Annotated in this window: 19 protein-coding genes; 13 read left to right on the forward strand and 6 right to left on the reverse strand. The window is 32.4% G+C overall.

The features are described 5' to 3' along the window. Window positions 1-17 precede the first annotated feature (17 nt). Complete coding sequence (locus tag D1816_RS10895) at window positions 18-734, reverse strand: NRDE family protein (RefSeq protein WP_066313582.1); 717 nt, start codon at window positions 732-734, stop codon at window positions 18-20. 173 nt (window positions 735-907) lie between these two features. Here D1816_RS10895 and pruA point away from each other — a divergent pair, with 173 nt between their 5' ends. The 3 genes from pruA to D1816_RS10910 are packed head-to-tail and all read left to right on the forward strand — an operon-like array spanning window position 908 to window position 3,454. Continuing rightward, window positions 908-2,536 carry an L-glutamate gamma-semialdehyde dehydrogenase gene (pruA, locus tag D1816_RS10900; RefSeq protein ID WP_066313585.1) on the forward strand — a complete coding sequence of 543 codons (1,629 nt, stop codon included), beginning with the start codon at window positions 908-910 and terminating at the stop codon, window positions 2,534-2,536. Between the two features lie 6 nt (window positions 2,537-2,542). Continuing rightward, complete coding sequence (locus tag D1816_RS10905) at window positions 2,543-2,983, forward strand: hypothetical protein (protein ID WP_118502821.1); 441 nt, start codon at window positions 2,543-2,545, stop codon at window positions 2,981-2,983. A 12-nt stretch (window positions 2,984-2,995) separates the two neighbouring features. Continuing rightward, window positions 2,996-3,454, forward strand: coding sequence for a GNAT family N-acetyltransferase (locus D1816_RS10910; RefSeq protein ID WP_118502823.1), 459 nt, complete (start codon window positions 2,996-2,998; stop codon window positions 3,452-3,454). 48 nt (window positions 3,455-3,502) lie between these two features. Here the strand turns inward: D1816_RS10910 and D1816_RS10915 are convergent, their stop codons facing one another. Then, window positions 3,503-4,810: a serine aminopeptidase domain-containing protein gene (locus D1816_RS10915; protein WP_118502825.1), complete on the reverse strand. Its 1,308-nt coding sequence runs from the start codon at window positions 4,808-4,810 to the stop codon at window positions 3,503-3,505. A 626-nt stretch (window positions 4,811-5,436) separates the two neighbouring features. On the opposite strand from D1816_RS10915, the gene D1816_RS25640 reads away from it, so the two are divergent. The 4 genes from D1816_RS25640 (at window position 5,437) to D1816_RS10935 (ending at window position 9,077) form a co-directional block, all read left to right on the forward strand. Continuing rightward, window positions 5,437-5,745, forward strand: coding sequence for a LytTR family DNA-binding domain-containing protein (locus D1816_RS25640; RefSeq protein ID WP_157766077.1), 309 nt, complete (start codon window positions 5,437-5,439; stop codon window positions 5,743-5,745). Window positions 5,746-6,159: 414 nt separating this feature from the next. Then, window positions 6,160-7,107 carry a glycosyl hydrolase family 18 protein gene (locus D1816_RS10925; RefSeq protein WP_118502827.1) on the forward strand — a complete coding sequence of 316 codons (948 nt, stop codon included), beginning with the start codon at window positions 6,160-6,162 and terminating at the stop codon, window positions 7,105-7,107. 43 nt (window positions 7,108-7,150) lie between these two features. Next, window positions 7,151-7,756: a hypothetical protein gene (locus D1816_RS10930; protein WP_118502829.1), complete on the forward strand. Its 606-nt coding sequence runs from the start codon at window positions 7,151-7,153 to the stop codon at window positions 7,754-7,756. Window positions 7,757-7,994: 238 nt separating this feature from the next. After that, window positions 7,995-9,077 carry a glycoside hydrolase family 5 protein gene (locus tag D1816_RS10935; protein ID WP_118502831.1) on the forward strand — a complete coding sequence of 361 codons (1,083 nt, stop codon included), beginning with the start codon at window positions 7,995-7,997 and terminating at the stop codon, window positions 9,075-9,077. A gap of 101 nt (window positions 9,078-9,178) precedes the next feature. Here the strand turns inward: D1816_RS10935 and rsmG are convergent, their stop codons facing one another. Next, a complete protein-coding gene (rsmG, locus tag D1816_RS10940; RefSeq protein ID WP_118502833.1) occupies window positions 9,179-9,808 on the reverse strand; it encodes a 16S rRNA (guanine(527)-N(7))-methyltransferase RsmG in 630 nt (209 codons plus the stop codon). Window positions 9,809-9,944: 136 nt separating this feature from the next. Between rsmG and D1816_RS10945 the strand changes: the two genes are divergently transcribed. The 3 genes from D1816_RS10945 (at window position 9,945) to D1816_RS10955 (ending at window position 12,769) form a co-directional block, all read left to right on the forward strand. Further along, on the forward strand, window positions 9,945-11,048 hold the full coding sequence (locus D1816_RS10945; RefSeq protein ID WP_066313603.1) for an acyl-CoA desaturase: 1,104 nt from the start codon (window positions 9,945-9,947) through the stop codon (window positions 11,046-11,048). 18 nt (window positions 11,049-11,066) lie between these two features. Beyond that, a complete protein-coding gene (locus tag D1816_RS10950) occupies window positions 11,067-12,275 on the forward strand; it encodes a pyridoxal phosphate-dependent aminotransferase (RefSeq protein ID WP_118502835.1) in 1,209 nt (402 codons plus the stop codon). A gap of 221 nt (window positions 12,276-12,496) precedes the next feature. Beyond that, entirely contained in the window at window positions 12,497-12,769 is a 273-nt protein-coding gene (locus tag D1816_RS10955; protein WP_066313606.1) for a hypothetical protein, read from the forward strand. A 48-nt stretch (window positions 12,770-12,817) separates the two neighbouring features. Here the strand turns inward: D1816_RS10955 and D1816_RS10960 are convergent, their stop codons facing one another. Together D1816_RS10960 and trkA are read right to left on the reverse strand one after the other, a co-directional pair. Next, window positions 12,818-14,314, reverse strand: a complete 1,497-nt coding sequence (locus D1816_RS10960; protein ID WP_066313607.1) for a TrkH family potassium uptake protein — start codon at window positions 14,312-14,314, stop codon at window positions 12,818-12,820. 1 nt (window position 14,315) lies between these two features. Next, on the reverse strand, window positions 14,316-15,665 hold the full coding sequence (gene trkA, locus D1816_RS10965; protein WP_118502837.1) for a Trk system potassium transporter TrkA: 1,350 nt from the start codon (window positions 15,663-15,665) through the stop codon (window positions 14,316-14,318). Between the two features lie 209 nt (window positions 15,666-15,874). On the opposite strand from trkA, the gene ubiE reads away from it, so the two are divergent. Continuing rightward, a complete protein-coding gene (gene ubiE / locus D1816_RS10970; protein WP_066313611.1) occupies window positions 15,875-16,603 on the forward strand; it encodes a bifunctional demethylmenaquinone methyltransferase/2-methoxy-6-polyprenyl-1,4-benzoquinol methylase UbiE in 729 nt (242 codons plus the stop codon). Between the two features lie 90 nt (window positions 16,604-16,693). After that, window positions 16,694-17,401 (forward strand): porin family protein, encoded by a 708-nt coding sequence (locus D1816_RS10975; protein ID WP_118502839.1) that lies wholly within the window; start codon window positions 16,694-16,696, stop codon window positions 17,399-17,401. 10 nt (window positions 17,402-17,411) lie between these two features. Here D1816_RS10975 and D1816_RS10980 read toward each other — a convergent pair whose 3' ends face one another. After that, window positions 17,412-18,143, reverse strand: a complete 732-nt coding sequence (locus D1816_RS10980) for an RNA methyltransferase (RefSeq protein ID WP_118502841.1) — start codon at window positions 18,141-18,143, stop codon at window positions 17,412-17,414. Between the two features lie 37 nt (window positions 18,144-18,180). Between D1816_RS10980 and D1816_RS10985 the strand changes: the two genes are divergently transcribed. Beyond that, complete coding sequence (locus D1816_RS10985) at window positions 18,181-20,751, forward strand: BamA/TamA family outer membrane protein (RefSeq protein ID WP_118502843.1); 2,571 nt, start codon at window positions 18,181-18,183, stop codon at window positions 20,749-20,751. Window positions 20,752-20,797: the final 46 nt, after the last annotated feature.

Below are 20,797 nucleotides of genomic sequence, written 5' to 3' on the forward strand. Positions count from 1 at the left end.
AAATATACTATTGTGTATTAAACAGTTACTTCATCAAAGATTACAGTATTTACTTCCTGATGTAAAAGATCTTCGTATCGCATAGATAACTCTTCTTCACTTTTAACAATCTGAGTAATACTTCTTGTTTTTAATGTGTCTCTATCTATTTGTAAGTCTACATTTTTATCTCCTATACCCGCATTTTTATGAAAATCTAAAAGCGCATCAGATGTAAGCACATTTTCATTTTCATAATCGGTAAACCAACCTTTACGCATCTCTTTCATTTCTTTGGTATATAATGTTGAAGAAGACCAAATGTAAGTCTGTTTTTCTAAAGAGCGAAAATGTTTAGTATTTCCATCCCATACAAATTCAAAAAGAACTAAATCCGACTGCCAATTGGCTGCAACTATTGTAAAAGGTTCTATTCCTTTGCAATTATATGAGGAAATAGCTTTTTCTAAGTTATCTGCTTCTAACAAATCTTTTACTACTACTCCTCTACTTTTTTTATAAGGCGGTCTTCTTTTATGAATCTCAAACCCTCCATTAAGCAAGCAAATCATAGTATTCTTATCACTCATTCCTATCCAAGTACCTCCAGCAACAGCATCCATAGGAAACAACATCCTAGTTTTGTTTACCTGATAGAACTCTGGCGGTAATGTTTTTCGATTGATAGCCTCATCACGATTAGAGGTAAGAATAAAATTATTTTCTTGAGTTGGAATTAACGTTACTGTACACATAAATTTTGGGTCGCCTAAATATCTCACAACTTACAAAAAAAATTACACACTCCACAATGTTTATAAAAGGTTAAAATACATATTAGCCTTTAGAATTTTCTATCTTTGCCTTCCTTAATGACTAACTCATTGGATAAACACATCTTACTAATTTTAAAATAACACATTATATCATGGGAAAAGGTTTTTTTCAAGTTCCTACGGCGGTTAATGAGCCGATAAAGTCTTATGCACCAGGAACACCCGAAAGAGAAGAGGTTCTTGCAACATATGCAACAATGTATAATTCTACTGTAGACGTACCTTTATATATTAATGGTGAAGAAATAAGAACAGGAGATACGGCTACCATGTCACCTCCTCATGATCACCAACATAGTTTAGGTATCTATCACAAAGCTGAAAAACAACATATTCAAAAAGCCATTGATACTGCTATTGAAGCACGCAAACAATGGGCAGACTTGGCTTGGGAACAAAGAGCAGCTGTATTCTTAAAAGCTGCAGAATTAATAGCTGGACCATATCGCGCAAAGATTAATGCAGCCACTATGCTTGCCCAATCAAAGAATATTTTCCAGGCAGAAATTGATGCAGCATGTGAGTTTATAGATTTTTTACGTTTCAACGTAGAATTTATGACACAAATTTATGAAGATCAGCCATACTCTACTTCTGATGCATGGAACAGATTAGAGTATCGCCCTTTAGAAGGTTTCGTATATGCCATCACCCCTTTTAATTTTACTGCAATTTCAGGAAATCTTCCTGCAAGCGCAGCTTTAATGGGAAACACTGTTGTATGGAAACCAAGTGATAGCCAAATCTATTCTGCTAAAGTAATTGTTGACATTTTTAAAGAAGCAGGAGTGCCTGATGGGGTAATTAATGTGGTTTATGGTGATCCTGTTATGATTACTGATACAGTATTGGCAAGTCCTGATTTTGCGGGAGTTCATTTTACAGGAAGCACACATGTATTTAAAGACATTTGGGCCAAAATTGGAACAAATATACACAACTATAAAACGTACCCTAGAATCGTAGGTGAGACTGGTGGAAAAGATTTCATTGTAGCACACCCTAGTGCCAATGCAAAACAAGTTGCAACCGGTATTTCTCGAGGCGCATTTGAGTTTCAAGGACAAAAATGTAGTGCCGCATCCAGAGCATATATACCTAAAAGTTTATGGGCAGATGTTGAAAAGTTTGTAAAAGAAGACATCAAATCATTTAAAATGGGTTCTCCCGAAGATATGAGTAACTTTATTACTGCTGTTATTCATGAAGGATCATTTGATAAACTTGCTAAATTTATTGATCAGGCTAAAAGTGATACCAATGCCGAAATAATAGCTGGAGGTAACTACGATAAATCTAAAGGTTATTTTGTAGAACCTACAGTTATTGTAACCAAAGATCCAAAATACACCACAATGTGTACAGAGCTATTTGGACCTGTTATCACGATTTATGTTTATGATGACAATCAATGGCAAGAAACGCTTAAATTAGTTGATGAAACTAGCGAATATGCACTAACAGGCGCTATATTCTCTACTGATCGCTATGCCGCAGAAGAAGCCACTAAAGCCTTACAAAATAGTGCTGGTAATTTCTATATCAATGACAAACCAACAGGTGCTGTTGTAGGACAACAACCATTTGGAGGTGCTAGAGCATCAGGTACCAATGATAAAGCAGGATCATACCTTAATCTATTACGTTGGGTATCTCCAAGAACAATTAAAGAAACTTTTGTAACTCCTACAGATTATAGATATCCTTTCTTAGGAGAATAATCAAGTATGAAGTTAATACTACATAAACCGTATATCATTTTATGGGCTTTAATCCCCATAATGTTGATATACGGTTTTTCTTTAGGAGATGCTACTTTAGATCTTAATATACATGACACTTATTATGTTATTTCTAAAGTTCAAATTTGGTATGGAATAGCTCATCTCTTTGCTATTTATGGTATCCTATATTGGATATTTATTAATTTTAATCGAAAGATGATCAACTCCCTTACTTCTATACACCTTTTTAGTACGATCATCGGATTAATTATACTTACAATTCTCTCTCCTCTATTTAATCAAGAATCTGCCAATTTTCAAAAAGAAAACGACTATGAGGCTTTAGTATTTTTCTCTCAACTTATAATTGTCCTGATAATGCTACTAGCTCAATTTTTGTTTTTTGTTAATATGGGAATCGGTATATTTAGAAAGCAAGGCTAAATACAATTTAAAATGACTATACGACCAGCAAAAAAAGAAGACCTTCCTATATTATTGGATTTTGAACAAAAGCTAATAGAAGCTGAACGACCTATGGATGTTACCTTAAAAACAGAAAAGATTAGCTACTATGATATAGGGGCATATATTGATACAAAAAACACGGAAGTTGTTGTAGCAGAGATTGATAATACAATTGTAGGCAGTGGTTATGGACAAATAAGAAACCGAGAAGACTATTTTAAACAAAAACAAATAGGTTATATTGGTTTTATATATGTAAAGGAAGAACACCGTGGTAAAGGTGTTAGTCAAAAAGTTATTCAATATCTGTATGACTGGTTCAAAACTAAAAATCTTGACGAAGTGAGGCTTACAGTATATGAAAAAAATCCAAGAGCAATTAAAGCCTATGAAAAAGTAGGATTTGAAAAACATCTCATAGAAATGCGTATAAACTTAAAGGAATAGATAGTATTTATCAATATCTATCCCTTTATAATTCTAGTAATAATTTGGTCATCTAACGATTTCCCATGCCCAATCTATAATTTGCTGACTTATTTTGTCTTCCCATTGACCAGGTTTAAAATTAAAACTGGAACTATAATCAGGATGAATTGTTGACCAATGATCCAACTTTGGGTATTTATATAGTTGATAATCTGTATGATTTGATTTTTCTAATAGATGTATGATCATATCGTTGTCATTTTCGGTCATAATCCAATCATTGGTTCCCCATCTTATCCTAACTGGCACTTTTACCCTTTCCCATTCGGCCGCAAAATTAAAGTCCTGAACCTGATGATAATACTCTACCGATCTCCCGTACATGTGATATGGTTGATGTCTATGATATTTTTGAAACAAAGGATTTTCTTTGATTATATGAGCATAACTTTTTTTCTTAATCAGCATCTCATAATATATCGGAATATACACCGTATTCATTAAATGGTATATTTCTGTTTGGGATTTCCCTTCAATTTCTAATATTCTACGTTCTATCTCAAGCATGTGCTCATACCATGATTTAAAGAATGTACCATCAGAAATTATTCCTGCCGCATTAAATTTATTAGCAAAATATGGGGCCAAAGCACTCCCCATACTATTCCCATAAACAATTATTTTATTTGTGTTTATATACGATTTTGACTTCAGCAAACGCATTGCAGCTTCATAACCATTAATTTCAGTTTTAAAATCAGTTTTCCCACAATCTCCTTCACTATCACCAACCCCAGGTTTATCAACTCTTACCAAAACCATATTAGATTTCTCGGCTATATCTTTAATTAATCGAACCCAATTATTACTCCTTCCTGAATATTTTTCGATAGTCGAACAACTTAGCCCCTGAATTAAAAAAATTGCAGGAAAAGGTCCGTTCCCTTTAGGTCTTGTAATAATAACTCGTTGCGTTATACCATAATCATTCGTAACACTTTCATAAAAAGTATCAACATTACTATTCTGTTCTTTAGGCAAAGGATTTAACACCAGTGTTTTGCTTATCTTATTGGTTCTTCTTTTTACAACTATAGTCGTTTCTTCATAAGCCCTAATTCTGTAAGTAGCAGCACTCCAATCTTCTCCGCTTACTATAGATCTATCGTTTACACTTACAATGATATCTCCTTGTTTAAAACCAGCATCAAATAGCGGAGATTTTTCATCAATCTCGTCAATCTTTGCTCCAGGAGTTTTATTATCTGGCCATAAGATTTTAGCTTCAAACGAAGCTCTTCTTTTTAGTGCTTGAGACAAACATTGCGGTATAACTCCACAAAAAATCAATAATGTGATAAGTGTTTTTTTCATTTCTTAGTTTTTATCTTTGTGAGCCACGGTTAAAGAAATTGTGTCTTCTAAAATGTGGAAATTAAATTTCATCCTTATGATGAAACAATATTAAAGAGATCCTAAGGTCAGGTGTGTTAATTTATATGAAGTATCCATATTTTTATATCAAATAGCATTTTTCGATCGGTATGATTGTTATGGGAATAGAGCTAACAAAAAAGAATAAAGTAATTATCCAGACATTGTTCTGGATAGTCTATTATATCACTTTTAGTTTCATATGGGTAAAAGATGGCAACTATAAAGCATCATTTTTCTTAGAATTCGTTTTACTACCCATACGCATCCTCACTGTTTATTTTTGTGTTCTTTTTCTGATACCAAAATATCTAATACACAAAAGGCTAAAAGAATTTATCTTGTATTATATCGGTATGTTAATCCTTGCTAGTATAGCACAGCGCCTTTTTATGTATTTTTTCTTTGAAGATTTCAACAAGTTTGTTTTTACAGAGATTTTTAATATTTCGGCCATGTTAAGGTCTTTAATATTAATTAATACGACTGTTATTTTTGTATCCTCGATATACATACTACTTCTTTATTTCAGAGAAAAAAATAAAAATGAACAAGCAAATTCTAAAATGATAGAATTAAAATCAAATAGGCGCACTCATATCATCTCAACTAATAGTATTATCTATATTGAAGGCCTTGGAAATTATGTAAACTATCATCTTAGCGACGCCTCAAAAATTACAGTATATCAAAGTTTAAAACAGTGTCTTCTGCAACTGGAAGATGAAAACTTTACAAGAATACAAAAGTCATTCATTATTAATATTAATTATTTAAGATCGTACGATAATGATACCGTAGAAATGAACAATGGAATATCATTACCAATAGGTGCAAAATTTAATATTAAAGAATTATCTATACATCATATCTGAATCACAACTCTGTTGATGTTTTTTGTTAATCAAAATGCATAGTCAGTTCTTTTATAGTTGACCATTATTTAGTAAATTAATAACTTAATTATACTTAAAATTCCTAAAGACTACTTTAATGAAAATAGTATTAATTACTATAATCCCATTAATTCTAATTTTTGGTTGTACCAATGACCTTAAAGAAAAAAAACTTTACAACCATCACCAGAAAATAACTTTATAAGTAAACGGCATCTACAGGAAATAACTTTAGCGCGCTTAGGTTACAAAACCGAACAAGAATGGGACAGTTTACATAAGATTTCGCACAAAAAAGTACTTCATAAAAAAGGAAAAGTCGATACCAATTACCGAACATTTGGATGGCATCCTTATTTTAACGGTTCTTCATACAAGACATATAACTTCTCAATGCTTTGGGGCATTTCCTATTTTTCCTACTCCGTTCATCCACAAACTGGTGGGTATAAAAACATACATCAATGGAAAACCACAGCGTTAATCGATAGTGCTAAAGCACATAATTCCAAAGTATTTCTTACAGTTTCTAATTTTGGAAAGAAAAATAATACCATTTTTTTGAATAACCCTAAAGCTCAAAACACACTTATCGATAGTATATCAAATTTATTAGCATATAGAAACGCTAATGGCATTACTATTGATTTTGAAGGAATTCCTAAAAACACCAAAGATAAATTCACAAAATTTATTGTTTTAATTTCAAACAAATTGAAGGCAATCAATCCCGAATACATGATATCATTATCACTGTATGCTATGGATTGGAATGATATTTTTGACATACATCATATCGATCCATATATTGATTTTTATACATTAATGGGGTATGATTATTATGGAAGTTTTAGTAAAACCACTGGTCCTGTAACACCATTTATAACAAGTAATAAATTTGGAAAAGGACTTCAAGCATCCGTTCAAAATTACAGTAACAAAGGTGTTAATTTTAAAAAATTAATTGTGGGACTTCCTTATTATGGTGCCGAATGGTATACGAATAGTCCTGAAACAGGAGCAAATGTTGTCGAATTCAAATCACACCCGTCTTACAAATCAATAAGAAAAGCTTACATTGATTCATTAAAAATCCCATTACAATTTGACCCTACTAGTGCCTCAAGCTATATAGTAATAAAAGATAATGACAGCACTTTTAGACAGCTTTATTTTGAAGATGTAAAATCGTTATCTATTAAATATGATTGGATAAAAAACACCAAAATTAGCGGTGTGGGGTTTTGGTGCCTAGGATACGATAATGGCTATCCCGAATTATGGGATTTACTTTATGAAAAATTCTCTAAAGAACACAACAAGAACTCTACACAACATTAGTAAATCATACCACTTTTAGACGTACATAACAAAACTTATACTTATGCTCAAAAAAATAGTAAAAATAGTGCTCTTTCTTATACTTGTTATAGGGATTTTTGCAGGATACATTTTCTTTAGATTACACAACACAATAGAAAATGTTCTCGAAGCAAAAAATGGCTGGAGAAGTGAAGTACTTGAATTTCCGTTACTATTTGCCGGAGATTTAGAATATACCGGTGAAGAACATATTCGATTTGCACCTGGTTGGGGAGAAACTAACCGGGACGATTATTTTTCATATGTTTTTCTGTGGATTATTGAAGAAGACCCTAGTTTGAATTCTTCAGTGTTGGAAAATCTTATAAACACCTACTTCGATGGGTTAATGAACACAGGGGCGATCACAAAATTTAATTTCTTTAAGGATATTCCTAAAACTACATCTTCGATAAAGCAAATTAGTCCTAATATCTTTGAAGGATCTATACATCTTTACGACGAATTTTTTGCTCAAGAAATGATCTCATTAAATGCAAAAATCAAAAGTGAATATTGCCCTACTAAGAAAAAGCATTTGCTATGGTTTTATTTATCTCCTCAAGCAGACACCCATCATATTTGGGAAGAACTTATGACAACAAGACTTACTATTGACTGCCTTTAAAAATCACAAAAGAGCAGAATAAAACATAACATCAAGAACAAGATTAAACACTTATAAATCTCGATTTTAATCTTCAAAAATTATTAAAATTTCAAACAATTCTAATTTTAACCCAATTTATGTAAAAACCACATGTTAAATCTGTTAATCAGTTTCTCAGATATCACATTATACGTATATTTAAAAACAGAACATTAAAATCTAAAAAGGGCACTACAAGATTAAACCACTTAATAAAATGAAAAACTCCCTCTTATTCGTTTTTGCGATTATTTCAATTTCTTACGGACAAAATTCTTCTGAAAAATTCGAAGTCAAAAAAGGAACCAACATTGCGCATTGGCTATCCCAAAGTGAACGAAGATCGACTGATCGCGAAAAATTCTTTACCGAGACTGATGTTGAGGCAATAGCAAAGATGGGATTTGACCATATTCGTCTACCTATTGATGAAGAACAAATGTGGGATGAAAATGGTAAACGACATGAAGATGCTTTTCAATTGATGGAAAATTGTATTAATTGGAGCTCTAAACATAAATTACGAGTGATTGTAGATTTACACATTTTGCGATCTCATCATTTTAATGCAAAAGAAAAACCTTTGTGGACAGATCCCGCTGAACAAGAAAAATTCTTTGATTTATGGAGAGACTTATCCAAGAGTTTAAAAAAATTCCCTAATTCTCTATTAGCATATGAGCTAATGAATGAAGCAGTGGCTGATGATAATGAAACATGGAATAAACTTTTAAACAAAGCATTTATTGCTATTAGAAAACTAGAACCTAAACGAACTATTGTTGTTGGTTCTAATCGTTGGCAATCTGTTAATACTTTTGATGAATTAAAAGTACCTGCTAATGATCCAAATATCTTATTAAGTTTTCATTTTTATGAACCTTTTCTACTTTCACACTACCATACGCCTTGGACTGAGTTAAAAGAATATCAAGGCCCGGTACATTATCCAGGAGTGATTTTATCTCAAAAAGAGTTTAACGCCCTACCAGAAGAAGTTAAAGAAGTTGCAAAAAAATGGGTAAATAAAGAATTTACTAAAGAACTACTATATAAAATGTGGGAAAAACCTATAGCAAAGGCTAAAGAACTAGGATTACCTCTTTATTGTGGTGAATTTGGAATTATCTCTGCTGCTCCAGAAGAAGATAGTCTTAACTGGTACAAAGATATGATTGCTCTTTTTGAAAAAAGCGGTATTGGATATGCAAATTGGAATTACAACAGTGATGAATATGGATTGATTGACGGCAACTCAAAAAACGAACAATTGATTCAAATTATTTCTGCAAAAGAATAATGTAAAATATCTTCTAATAGCCGAGTAAAAAACATTCGCTTAAAATATGTAATATAATCCTAGCCAAGAGCATACCCCTATCTTTTAGACATCTACTTTACTTACAATTTATATTTTAGAGGTAAATACACAACTTTTTTAGTTTCAAAAAAGTCTCCTTCGAAATATTCAGAAAGATTATACTGAGTAGCTTTTGGGAACAATGCTAATTCCTCGGTTAAGTCACCACCTTTTAAATATAAAATTCCGTTTTGTAGCTCATGTATAGACTTTTTGGCTATGTTTTTTCTGATCCACTTTACAAAATCAGGCATATTGGTTACTGCCCTGCTCACAATAAAATCAAAACGCTCATCAAATGTACCAGCTCTGCGTTGTTCTGCTTTTACATTTTGTAACCCCAATGCATGAACTACTTCGTTAACAACCCTTATCTTTTTTGCGATAACATCCACCAAATAAAATTGTGTTTCAGGAAATAATATCGCTAAAGGTATCCCAGGAAATCCACCTCCTGTACCAACATCCAAAACATGAGCACCTGATTTAAATTCAAGAACTTTTGCTACTCCTAAAGAATGAAGCACATGTCTTTCATAAAGTAAATCAATATCTTTTCTAGAGATAACATTGATTTTGGCATTCCACTCGGTATATAAATCTTTTAATTTAGAAAATTGAAGTTGTTGCTCTTCGGTAAGATTTGGAAAATATTTTAACAGAATATTCATTTAGAAACAATTAAAGCGCAAAAATACACGTTAAGTTTATATATTTTAAGTTTTTTAAGAACTTAAAAAAATATAAATACCTAACTTTACCCATCAATATAAATTTAGGAGTTATCCTACTTTGACAGACAACATTATGACGACACCCCAGGTAAGATTTAGCACTTCTGATTCTGCAAAATTTTTCAGAACACTAAACAAGCGTGTAAATCAATATTTTAAAGAAAATAATATTAAGAGAACTGGTAATTGGAAGTTACATCTAAAAACCATCATCATGTTTTCTTTGTTTTTAACTCCTTATTTCTTAATTCTAACCTTAGACATTTCGCAATGGTGGTTACTACTTCTTACTATAGTAATGGGTGTAGGTATGGCTGGAGTTGGAATGAATGTAATGCATGATGGTAACCATGGCTCTTATTCTTCCAAAAAATGGATTAATAAAATCATGGGGAACACTATTTACATACTTGCAGGTAACGTATATAATTGGCAGGTACAACATAATGTTTTACATCACACATATACAAATATTCATGGTCACGATGAAGATATGGATGCCGGAAGAATAATACGATTTACTAAACATGCAGAATGGCGACGTTTTCATAAGTTTCAGCATTATTACTCTATATTTTTATATGGTTTACTAACATTTAACTGGGCCTTAACTACCGATTTTAAACAAACTAAAGATTATTTAGCTCGTAAATTATCTTATGGAAAATTACCTAGCCCAATTAAACAATGGAGCACCATAGTGATTACTAAAGTTATATACATTCTGATATGGATTGTAATTCCTATGATTTTTATGTCCATAGCATGGTGGAAAATTCTTTTAGGATTCTTTGTAATGCATTATGTTGCTGGACTTATTCTTAGTGTTGTATTTCAATTAGCTCACATGGTAGAAGGAGCAGAAATGCCGATGCCAGACAAAACTGGAAACATTAAAAACACTTGGGCAATTCATCAACTATTTACAACTGTTAATTTTTCAACAAAAAACAGATTAGTCAATTGGTTTACGGGAGGATTAAACCATCAGGTTGAACACCACATTTTCCCTCACATAAGCCACATTCATTATACTAAAATTTCTAAGATCGTTAAACAAACGGCCATAGAGTTTAACTTACCATATAATGAATACAAAACTACGCGCAAAGCTATAATCTCTCACTTTAAACATCTTAAAGAAATGGGAATGAAGCCAGCGTTACAATCATCATAACTTTTATTTACCAAAACAATGAGCACACAAGTATCGGAAACGAGCGCAGGATTATCAGACAGAATTAATGCACTCGAAGCATCTGCTACATTAGCAATGGCGGCTAAAGCCCGCGAATTAAGAGCCGAAGGCAAAGATATTATCGGACTAAGTCTGGGAGAACCAGATTTTAACACTCCTGATTTTATTAAGGACGCGGCAATACAAGCTGTAAATGACAATTATAATTCTTACACTCCTGTAGATGGATATGTTGAATTAAAAGATGCAATTATTACGAAATTTAAGAGAGATAATGACCTTACTTATGATCGTTCTCAAATTGTAGTTTCAACAGGAGCCAAACAGGCACTTTACAATATAGCTCAAGTATATCTTAATCCAGGAGATGAAGTTCTTTTACCGTGCCCATACTGGGTGAGTTATAGTGATATTGTTAAATTATCGGGAGGAGTTCCTGTCGAAGTTAAAACAAGTATCAATACTGACTTTAAAATCACTGCCGAGCAATTAGAGAACGCAATCACACCAAAAACTAAAATGTTATGGTATAGCTCTCCTTGCAATCCAAGTGGATCTATTTATAGCAAAGAAGAGCTTAGAGCGCTTGCAGATGTATTACAAAAATATCCTGACGTTATCGTTGTTAGTGATGAAATTTATGAACACATAAATTATGTTGGTGGACATGCCTCTATGGCACAATTTGAGGACATGTACAATAGAACAGTCACTGTTAACGGTGTAGCAAAAGCATTTGCCATGACAGGATGGAGAATTGGATATATTGGTGCTCCCAAAGCTATTGCAAGAGCCTGTAATAAAATACAAGGTCAAGTTACCAGTGGAGCTAATTGTATTGCGCAACGCGCTGTGATAACAGCTTTAGAAGCTCCCGTAAGTAAGATCCAATACATGGTTGATGAATTTAAGGAGCGTAGATCACTAATATTAAAATTATTATCCGAAATACCCGGTTTTGAATGCAATGAACCTGAAGGAGCTTTTTATGTTTTTCCAGATATTTCTCACTATTTTGGAAAAACACTACAAGGTCAAACTATAGAAAATGCTACAGATTTCTCTATGTTTTTATTAGAAAAAGCAAATGTAGCTACTGTAACCGGTATTGCCTTTGGTAACGGAAACTGTATTCGCATATCATATGCAGCAAGCACAGAACAAATTATTGAAGCTATACGAAGAATTAAAGAAGCTCTTAGCTAAAAGAACTACTGTAGAGTTCAATTAAAAACCAATCACCTAACGTTAGTTTGTGATTGGTTTTTTTATGAATACATGCTATTAACAAATTTTAACTTTAATTTATTGTTATCAAAACCAATCTCCAACAATAAAGATTCAAAAACAGAGTTAGATATATTCAATTTTACACAAAACAGCTTTAACGTAAAGCTTTTATTTAAAACCAACTTAAATAAATTGTCATGAACACTCTAGAAAAAGAACGTATTGTTCAAAAAAATGTCCTTCAAATTTTTAAAGAAAACTTCGGAGTTACTAAAACAGAAGAAGAAATTCTAGATATAAAACCCGAAAACGAATTCGAGTTAAATTCTACTGGCTACTATTATGAGTCTATATTAGATATCTTTTTAATAGAAGATATGCATAAAGAATATATTACAGGAAAAGTAAAAGACACTATTAAAAAAGTTGCAGAGTTATGGACAATAACAATGCAATATTCATTACCATAAAAAGACATTAACAATCCCGGAAGATATTTATTTTTCGGGATTTTTTTATTATCTATTTCTCCAGAAAAAAGGCGTAAGCAGAATTAACACTGTAAAGAGCTCTAACCTTCCTATCAGCATTAAGAAACAACACCACCATTTCCCAAATGCCGGAAGCATATCAAAATTATTAACTGGACTTAATTTACCAAATGCAGGTCCAACATTTCCTAAAGAAGAAGCGGCACCTCCTATTGCAGTTTCGAAATCTAATCCTAATGCCCCCAACACGACAGATCCTATAATAAAAGCAAGCATATACAATATAAAAAATGCTAGTATATTGAATACAATTTCTTTTGACACAGCTCTTGTATTATATCGTACTGGCAATACTGCTCTTGGGTGTAATGTTCGTTTAAATTCTAAAATCCCATTACGGATAGTAATTAAGTGTCTTACGACCTTCATACCACCTGATGTAGAACCTGCAGAGCCACCTAGAAACATAAGCCCAAAGAAGAAGACTGTTAAAAAAGGTGTCCACATTGTAAAATCTGCACTTACAAAACCTGTAGTGGTAACAACTGCTAGCACTTGAAACAATGCATGACGAAAAGCACTTTCTGCCTCTCCCCAGACCATAGGATGATCTATTGAAGAAATTGAGACATCTGCTTCATAATAAATAATTAAAGTGGCAATTACCGTAAATATTATGGTAAACAAGCCATAGAGCTTAAACTCTTCATCCTTAATAATTTTTTGCACCTTTCCTTTAAAAGCAAAATAACTAAGTACAAAATTCATACCTGCTAAAAACATAAACAGTATGATAATATATTGTATGATAGGTTGATCATTCCAATAAGCAACACTAGCATTTTTAGTAGAAAAACCTCCTGTTGATAATGTACTTAACGCATGATTTATGGCATCAAAGAAATTCATTCCTGCCAATTTCAAAAAGATGGTCTGCGCAAACGTATATCCAAAATAGATTAGCCATAATCTCTTGGCCGTATCTGTAATCCTTGGGTGCAATTTATCAGCACTTGGACCAGGAGCTTCTGCAGCAAAAAGTTGCATCCCTCCGATACCTAACAATGGTAAAATTGCAATTGCCAAAACGATAATCCCCATCCCACCAATCCAATGTGTTAAACTACGCCAAAACAAAACTCCTTTCGGTATAATTTCTATTTCATTAAGTATTGAAGAACCAGTCGTGGTATAACCTGACATGGTTTCAAAAAAAGCATTTGTAAATGATGGAATTGCTCCAGAAAAAAGATATGGCAAAGTACCACTAAGAGACATAAATATCCATCCAAATGTTACTACAATATATCCTTCTCGTTTATTAATTTCTTTTTGATGCTCTCGCGTTAAAAACATCATAGCAATACCTAAAAACATTGTAGCCAAGGCAGCCATCATGATTTCTAAAGTAACTCCATCTTTGTAAATAAAACTTATTATAGTCGCAATCAACATAAAACCACCATTACAAAGTAACAGTAACCCCATAATATGCGTAATGATCTTATAGTTTAATTTATACATTTTAAAGAAAGAGCTTTTCTATTTTCTTAATAGACTTAGGTAAACAACATACAACTACTCGATCTCCTGCTTGGATATAAAAATCGCCCAGTGCTATCATACCTTCGCCATCTCTAATCACACCTGCAATAATCGCAGAACGCGGAAAATCAAGGTCTTTTATTAGGTTATCACTCACTTCTGAAGTTGGCTTTACAATAAACTCTAATAATTCTGCATTCATATTATTAAGTTTAGTCATCGCAACAACTTCTCCTTTTCTAATAAATCTAAAGATGTTATTTGCAGCCAATAATTTTTTATTGATTAATGTATCAATACCTATAGAGTGGGATAACTGAAAATAGTCCATGTTTTCTACCAAAGCGATGGTCTTTCTAACCCCTTTAGATTTTGCAACTAAACAAGACATTATATTGGTTTCAGAATTACCAGTCACAGCAATAAAAGCATCCATCCCATCGATCCCTTCTTCCTGTAAAAGTTCTACATTTCGTCCATCTCCGTTAATAATAAGAGCATTCGGTAATATATCCGCTAAGTCAAAAGATTTCTCTTTATCTTTTTCTATAAGTTTAACTCTAAATTTATGATCGCAAAGGTCACATGAGGTTTTGTATCCTATTTTACTACCCCCAAGAATCATTACACTTTTTATCTCTTCTTTTACCTTACCGGTAAGCTTATATAATTCTTCAACTCCTCCTTTCGAAGTCACAAAATATACCTGATCTCCCTCTTTGAATTTTGTATCTCCTCGTGGGATAACAGTATATTGTGTTCCTGCTCGTTGAATAGCAATAGGCATAAAGTGTAATTCTGGAAATATCTCTGCAGCTTCTCTAACATTTTTACCTACAAAAAGTGCTTCATTAGATAATGTAGTACCCACCATAGTTAAAGCTCCATCTTCAAATTCATAACTATCATGAAAGGCAGATTGATTAAGCAATAGTTCTATTTCACCTGCTGCTAAAGCTTCTGGGGATATTAACTCATCTATTCCAAATTTAGCAAAGCCTACTTCTTCTTTATTTTCAAGAAATTCTGTATTAGATATTCTAGCTATAGTTCGTTTTGCTCCTAATTGTTTGGCTAATACACATACTGTAATATTGGTTGTCTCACTCGAGGTAACACCTATTACCATATCTACATTCTCTACCCTAGCCTCTTTTAAAATACTAATAGAAGTGGCGTCTCCTTTAATAACTCGTATATCTAAATGCGTATCCGCATAGTTAAGGCATTCTTTATCGGTATCAATAAGAGTAATATCCTGAGACTCAAACGAGAGTAATTTTGCCAAATGAAATCCGACTTCACCAGCTCCGGCAATTATGATTTTCATTGGTTGTGTATAATATTTTTCATCTAAAAAATGTCGAACGAAGATATAAATTGTTGTATTTTAAAACAATAAATTTATGTCTTAGTATTTAAAAAGCGTACAAAGATAATGCAAATTGAGTTACCGATAAAATTTGATCTTCATCAACTTAATATAAATCTAGTCTAACTATCAATATCAAAAATGTATATTTGCCTAAATTTTTTTGAATGTCAGAAAAGATAACACCATACAACGACAAAAATAGATCTAAAAAAGATCAGGTCGCCGAGATGTTTGATACGATCTCAGGTAATTATGACGGTCTTAATCGCGTCATTTCTTTTGGTATCGATATTAAATGGCGTAAAAAGGTTGTCAAACTAGTACATAAAACAAATCCTGAAAAGATTCTTGATGTTGCTACTGGAACAGGTGATCTTGCCATTAACTTATGCAAAACAGGGGCTTTAGAAATTATCGGTCTTGATATTTCTGCCGGAATGTTAAATGTAGGTAAGGATAAAATCAAAGCCAAAGATTTAGACAACATCATTAGTATGGTTCAAGCAGATAGCGAGAATCTTCCGTATACTGATAATTATTTTGATGCGATTACAGTTGCTTTTGGTGTTCGAAATTTTGAAAATTTAGAAAAAGGACTTTCTGAAATCTTAAGAGTTCTTAAACCTGGTGGGATATTTGTTATTCTAGAAACCTCTATTCCTACTAAAACACCATATAAACAGGGGTATAAATTTTATTCAACAAAAATTTTACCTTTAATCGGAAAACTATTTTCTAAGGACAGATCTGCGTATTCATATCTAAGTGAAAGTGCAGCAGCTTTTCCATATGGTGAAAGTTTCAACAATATTTTGAGAAAAATTGGGTTTATAGATGTTGAAGATAAGCCTCAGACTTTTGGTGTCGCCACAATATACACCGCTACAAAATAAATAATATGAAAGCTCGTAATGAGCATCAAGAAATGATAAATACTAATTAAAACACGATTTCAAATTTTTAATTAGTAAATTTTTAAATAAATGAAAAGACTTTTTATCCTATTCGTTGTTCTAGTTTTCTCTCAACATATGAGTGCACAATTGTTTTCGAAAGAAAAAGTTCAAAACTTACAGAACTTTGATAAACCAAGACTTAGTTGGGGTTATATACTTGGATTTAATTTTTATGATTTCAATTTTGATTACACTGCCGATTTTGAAGATCAGGACGTTATCGTGGATGAAAGCATAGGTTTTAGTGTAGGATTAATGGGGAATGTAAGAATTAATGACTATTTAGATGTTAGATTTGAGCCTATGGTTACATTTTCTACTCGAAATCTTACATTTGACAACCCTTTATTTACAGATGATTTTCAAAGACTTAGAGAGGTGAAATCTACCTACGTTCACCTTCCTTTATTATTAAAAATATCTACCAAGAGAATCAACAACATCAAACCTTTTATTGTAGGGGGTGTATCTACTTCGATCAATTTATCAAGTAATCAAGATAATCCCGATGACAATACAAGTGGTGAGTTTAGAATGAAAACAAGTACGAATTATTTTGAAGTTGGTTTCGGGATCGATCTTTATCTGTATTATTTCAAATTCACACCATCTATTCGAGGAGTATTTGCTTTATCTGATGAATTGGTTCCTGATAATGATCCTGATAGTCCATACACAAGTACTATTGATAAAATGTCTACAAGAGGTGTTTTTCTAAATTTCACATTTCAGTAAATCTAATTATTTACTTTCTTCGAAACTCACTGAGAATTATTGATGTTGCCATAGCTACATTAAGGCTTTCTGTATTTTGGGCTATCCCAAATTGAGGAATTGTGATTCTTTGAGTAATTGTATTCGCTATGCGCTGTGAAATCCCGTTAGCTTCATTACCCATTACTATTATTCCGTTTTCTGGCAAATCTTGTGCATAAATATTATCACCACTCATAAATGTACCAAAAATCTCTGTAGTAGATTTTTCTGAACGAAGAAATTCTTCAAGATCCAAGTAATTAATATTTACACGTGTTATAGATCCCATAGTTGCCTGTACCACTTTTGGGTTAAAACAATCTACTGTTTGTTTAGAGCATACCAACTCCTGCACACCAAACCAATCACATAATCGTATAATAGTACCTAGATTTCCAGGATCGCGTACATCATCTAATGCCAAAACCAAACCTTTTGTATTTGGTTTACTACTTTCTGGAATAGAAAAAATAGCCAGTGCGGTTTGAGGGGTTGTCAAAAAACTTATCTGCTTTAACTCTTCTTCTGATATAACCTGCATTATATCTTTTGACACATCAAAAACACTAAGGTCTATGGTATACAACACCTGAAGGTCTAAATTTGCTTCAAGCAACTCTTTAATCACTTTTTTACCTTCAGCTACAAACAAACCATGTTGTTTTCGGTATTTTTTTTGATATAAACTTTTTATTAGTTTCTTTTGGTTTTTGCTAACCATACAAATAGTGTATTTTTGAATCAATAATGAATCTGGATTGAAATACTTTCTGACAAAAATATTATTAATTACCCTAACTACAATCTTTTTAATTTCGTGTAATGCGGTAAAAAGAGTTAAGGAAAGTGAACACTTATTAGAAAAGAACCTAATTTTTGTTGATAGCATCGAATCAAAAGATATAAAACTATCAAATCAACTGCTTCAGCAACCAAATTCAAGACCAGCAGGAATTCCTGTACAACTTCATATTTACAACTTAGCAAGTGTTAATAGGGATTCACTATATCGTGATTGGTTAAAAAGAAAGCCCAAACGCGAAAAGCGAATGACAAATTTCTTTTCTAAAAAGCAAATAGATCGGCTAGGTGTAGCATTATCAGGAATCAACAATTGGATAAAAGAAACAGGAGAGCCTCCATCAATAGTAGATGAAATAAAAACCCGACGTTCTGCCAAAAGGTTACAATCATACTTCTGGAATAATGGTTGGTTTAATGTCGAAACTGATTATACAATTGAAAAAGGAGATGACAAAAGAGCTACAGTAAAATATTATGTAAAGCCACATCAACCCTATTTTATTGATTCATTAAAAACCAGAATAGATTCTAGAGTAGCTGACTCTATTTATAAAATTAATACTGAAAACTCTACAATAACCTCTGGAAAACAATACAAAACTCTTGATATTGAATCAGAAAGAGAACGCCTTACTACCTTGTATAGAAATTCTGGGTTATTTCATTTTGAAAAAGAGTTTATAAAATTTGATGCCGACACTATTAATACGGATCATAAGGTAAATCTTAACCTATTAATCAAAAACCGACCAATAACTTTTGGAGATTCAACCGCAAGAATACCTTTTAAAGTTCATAAAATAAGTAAAGTCAACATCTTTACAGATTATTCTTATCAAAATAGAAATAAGGTACCTAAAGATAGTACATCATATAGAGGGTATAATATTTATGGTTTTGACAAAATCAAGTTTACTCGTAAGGCAATTACAAATTCAATCTTGATCACACCTGGAGAAATTTTTAAAGATAGCGACCGTACAATTACATACAATCAAATTAACAATTTAAGATCATTTAAATACCCTAACATACAATATGATGTTGATAGAGATGACCCTACCGGAAAAAATTTGATTGCAAACATCTTACTAACTCCCAAAAAGAAATATAGTACCAATGTCCAATTTGATGTATCAACATCAACCATAAGACCCTTCGGAATCGGTTTTGGAGGCTCACTTTTAATACGTAATGTTTTTAGAGGAGCCGAAATTCTTGAAATCTCTGGTAGAGGTAGTATTGGGTCTTCGGCAGATGCTGTAGATGGTGGGCAAAAATTCTTTGATATCTCCGAAGTCGGCGCAGATGTAAAACTATCTTTTCCGCAAATACTTTTTCCTGTAAGAACCAACAGTATTATTCCTAAAAGAATGTCTCCCACAACAAATATTATTTTTGGAATTAATGTGCAACAAAATATAGGTTTAGACAAACAAAACGCCACAGGTATATTTAATTATATATGGAAACCTAACAAAATATTTACCAATCAAATAGATCTTGTTAATGTTCAATATGTAAGAAATTTAAATATTAACAACTATTTTAATATTTACAAAAATGCTTTTAGTGAACTAAATGGTATTGCCAGGCAGGTTCTAGATCCAGATTCTCCCTTGTTTTCTAATCCTGGTGGTGATATCAGTGAAGCTGAATTGCGAATTCCGGATGGAGCAGATGGCTTTTTATCTGAATCACTTGGAGCAAACCCTGATGAAGACTTAAACAACAGTCAACAACAGGAAATCAGAAATATCAACGAACGTAAAGTAAGGTTAACCGAGGACAACTTAATATTTGCATCCAGTTATACGTTTACAAAAAACAACCGAGAAAATCTTTATGATGAAAATTATTCAAGGTTTAAAGCAAAAATAGAACTCGCAGGTAACGTTTTAAATGCTATTTCTGAAATCGCAGGGTTAAAAGAAAATTCGAACGAACGGTTTGATATATTCGGAGTTGAATTTTCGCAATATGTCAAAACAGAATTAGATTATATCAAACATTGGGATTTAGGCAGAAAAAATATAATAGCATTTAGATCTTTTGGAGGAATCGCTATTCCTTACGGAAACGCTAATAGTATTCCTTTTGCTCGTAGTTTTTTTGGAGGAGGAACAAACGACAACAGAGGCTGGTTGCCCTACGATCTAGGTCCAGGAAGTACGGGAGGAAGAAACGAATTTAATGAAGCCAATTTAAAAATCGCATTAAATGCCGAATATCGTTATAATATTCTAGGAGGACTAAATGGTGCTTTATTTATAGACGCAGGAAATATTTGGAATATTCTCGACAATGTAGAAGATGAAGAAGCTACTTTTTCTAGATTAGATGACATACAAGAAATAGCCGTTGGTAGTGGTTTTGGATTTAGATATGATTTTGATTTTTTTGTAATACGCCTTGATATTGGTTTTAAAACTTTTAATCCTGCCAATGATGTAGATCAAAGATGGTTTAAAGGCTATAACTTCTCTGAAGCTGTTTATAATATAGGAATTAACTATCCTTTTTAATTGACAGTATTTTGATCTATTATTTTTACTTAATGTTTAATGATTT

The organism is Aquimarina sp. AD10 (assembly GCF_003443715.1).
Taxonomy (GTDB): domain Bacteria; phylum Bacteroidota; class Bacteroidia; order Flavobacteriales; family Flavobacteriaceae; genus Aquimarina; species Aquimarina aggregata.

Excerpts from the sequence above, each read along its gene's own strand:
- D1816_RS10930 (WP_118502829.1), top strand. The coding sequence starts at position 7,151 with ATGCTCAAAAAAATAGTAAAAATAGTGCTCTTTCTTATACTTGTTATA.
- pruA (WP_066313585.1), top strand. The coding sequence starts at position 908 with ATGGGAAAAGGTTTTTTTCAAGTTCCTACGGCGGTTAATGAGCCGATA.
- D1816_RS10955 (WP_066313606.1), top strand. The coding sequence starts at position 12,497 with ATGAACACTCTAGAAAAAGAACGTATTGTTCAAAAAAATGTCCTTCAA.
- rsmG (WP_118502833.1), bottom strand. The coding sequence starts at position 9,808 with ATGAATATTCTGTTAAAATATTTTCCAAATCTTACCGAAGAGCAACAA.
- D1816_RS10915 (WP_118502825.1), bottom strand. The coding sequence starts at position 4,810 with ATGAAAAAAACACTTATCACATTATTGATTTTTTGTGGAGTTATACCG.
- D1816_RS10945 (WP_066313603.1), top strand. The coding sequence starts at position 9,945 with ATGACGACACCCCAGGTAAGATTTAGCACTTCTGATTCTGCAAAATTT.
- D1816_RS10975 (WP_118502839.1), top strand. The coding sequence starts at position 16,694 with ATGAAAAGACTTTTTATCCTATTCGTTGTTCTAGTTTTCTCTCAACAT.
- D1816_RS10935 (WP_118502831.1), top strand. The coding sequence starts at position 7,995 with ATGAAAAACTCCCTCTTATTCGTTTTTGCGATTATTTCAATTTCTTAC.
- D1816_RS10980 (WP_118502841.1), bottom strand. The coding sequence starts at position 18,143 with ATGGTTAGCAAAAACCAAAAGAAACTAATAAAAAGTTTATATCAAAAA.
- D1816_RS10960 (WP_066313607.1), bottom strand. The coding sequence starts at position 14,314 with ATGTATAAATTAAACTATAAGATCATTACGCATATTATGGGGTTACTG.
- ubiE (WP_066313611.1), top strand. The coding sequence starts at position 15,875 with ATGTCAGAAAAGATAACACCATACAACGACAAAAATAGATCTAAAAAA.
- D1816_RS10905 (WP_118502821.1), top strand. The coding sequence starts at position 2,543 with ATGAAGTTAATACTACATAAACCGTATATCATTTTATGGGCTTTAATC.
- D1816_RS25640 (WP_157766077.1), top strand. The coding sequence starts at position 5,437 with ATGATAGAATTAAAATCAAATAGGCGCACTCATATCATCTCAACTAAT.
- trkA (WP_118502837.1), bottom strand. The coding sequence starts at position 15,665 with ATGAAAATCATAATTGCCGGAGCTGGTGAAGTCGGATTTCATTTGGCA.
- D1816_RS10950 (WP_118502835.1), top strand. The coding sequence starts at position 11,067 with ATGAGCACACAAGTATCGGAAACGAGCGCAGGATTATCAGACAGAATT.
- D1816_RS10925 (WP_118502827.1), top strand. The coding sequence starts at position 6,160 with ATGCTTTGGGGCATTTCCTATTTTTCCTACTCCGTTCATCCACAAACT.
- D1816_RS10895 (WP_066313582.1), bottom strand. The coding sequence starts at position 734 with ATGTGTACAGTAACGTTAATTCCAACTCAAGAAAATAATTTTATTCTT.
- D1816_RS10910 (WP_118502823.1), top strand. The coding sequence starts at position 2,996 with ATGACTATACGACCAGCAAAAAAAGAAGACCTTCCTATATTATTGGAT.